Source organism: Mesorhizobium sp. M7A.F.Ca.US.006.04.2.1, from assembly GCF_004022915.1.
GTDB classification, from domain to species: Bacteria; Pseudomonadota; Alphaproteobacteria; order Rhizobiales; family Rhizobiaceae; genus Mesorhizobium; species Mesorhizobium ciceri.
In genome coordinates this window covers 1-1445 of record NZ_RZQA01001183.1, presented here as the reverse complement: position 1 = coordinate 1445, position 1445 = coordinate 1, and the positions used below count along the sequence as shown (strand labels likewise).

Here is a 1445-nt window from a genome sequence, read left to right as displayed (position 1 = left end):
GCCTGGGAACAGGTGCAGCTCCCCTCATCCCTGGATGGCAGCGGACTGCTCAGCCTCTGCAACACAGGGCCGCTGCTTTCCCGCAAGCATATCGTCTGCGTCCATGATGCAAACGTCTGGAATGCCCCGCAGAGCTATTCATTTGCCTTTAGACTTCTTTACAGGAATCTGTTGCCCGCCCTCGGCAAGACGGCGTGCGGTATTTCGACCGTTTCCAACTACTCCTTGGATGAACTGGTTCGCCGCGACGTCATCCCGGCAGAGCGGGCTTTCGTGGCGCCGAACGGCCATGAGCATGCCTTGCGGTGGGAGCCTGAACACTCAGCACAGACGCGGCTGGCGGCCTCGCGGGAAACCGTTGTCCTGATCGGCAGTGCCGCACCTCACAAGAATCTGGATCTCCTCCTGAACATGGCTGATCGTCTTGGCGAAGCCGGACTCAGAATCGCGATTGTCGGCATGTCGGATTCGCGCGTCTTTAGGTCAGGATCCGCCAGGACCGAAGCGCGAAACATCCACTGGCTCGGCCGCATTTCGGATGGCGAGTTGGCGGCCCTCCTCGGGGACTCGCTATGCCTGGCTTTCCCCTCGCTCACGGAGGGCTTCGGTCTCCCAGCCCTCGAGGCGATGGCCGTCGGCTGTCCTGTCGTGGTTTCAGACCGCGCCAGCCTGCCTGAAGTCTGCGGCAATGCAGCGCTGTTTGCATCCCCAGACGACCAGGACGCATGGTTCGACAGTTTCGTGCAGCTTCGCACTTCTCAGGCCCTGCGCGCTCAGATGATGGGCAAGGGAAAGGCGAGAGCCGCGGAATACAGCTGGAGGGCGACGGGCCTGCGTTATCTCCAGGCGATGGCGGCCGCAGACGGCGTCGATACGGAAACGAAGATCGTCAGGGCTCCCGAATTCACATGATCTCGTGAAGTGCCTGGACGGCGTCTAGCGATTCCAGGATCGCGCGGTCGAAGTTCTCTTCTGAAAAACGTCCTGCATTTCTGGCGCAAGCGTGCGGCGCAATGGCATGGCTATTCTCTTCGAACCGTTCCACTGCCTGCTTGAGGTGATCGACCGTTTGAGCCTTGAACAGCACTCCTGTCGGCTCGGAGGATGATCCTAGCCGCTGTACGATGTCGACGGCGCCGCCGCGACCGAAGGCGACCAGCGGCGTCCCGCAGGCCTGTGCCTCGGCCAGCGCTATGCCGAAATCCTCGCAGCCCGCAAACACCATCGCCTTCGCCCGCGCCAGGGTGTCCACATAGTCTTTCCGGGGCAGGTAGCCCGAGAAGGTGACGTTGGGACCGGCAAGCGCCCGCAAGCAGGCTGATTGCTGCCCCTCGCCAACGATGACCAGTCGCCGCGACGGCATTTCGTTGAAGGCCCGGATGACAAGGTCGGTGCGCTTGTAGGGGGCGAGGAAGGACGCTGAAACGTAGTAATCGTCCTTATCC

At 61.8% G+C, this 1445-nt stretch carries 2 protein-coding genes; one reads left to right on the top strand and one right to left on the bottom strand.

The annotated features are described in order from the left end of the window. Positions 1–912, top strand: a 912-nt coding sequence (locus tag EN925_RS35605; protein WP_164894653.1) for a glycosyltransferase family 1 protein, incomplete at its 5' end; no start/stop codon positions are given. On the opposite strand, the gene EN925_RS35600 is transcribed toward EN925_RS35605, so the two are convergent. Then, a partial coding sequence (locus EN925_RS35600) for a glycosyltransferase (RefSeq protein WP_128337355.1) occupies positions 905–1445 on the bottom strand: 541 nt, incomplete at its 5' end. The two genes, EN925_RS35605 and EN925_RS35600, sit on opposite strands and share 8 nt — an antisense overlap.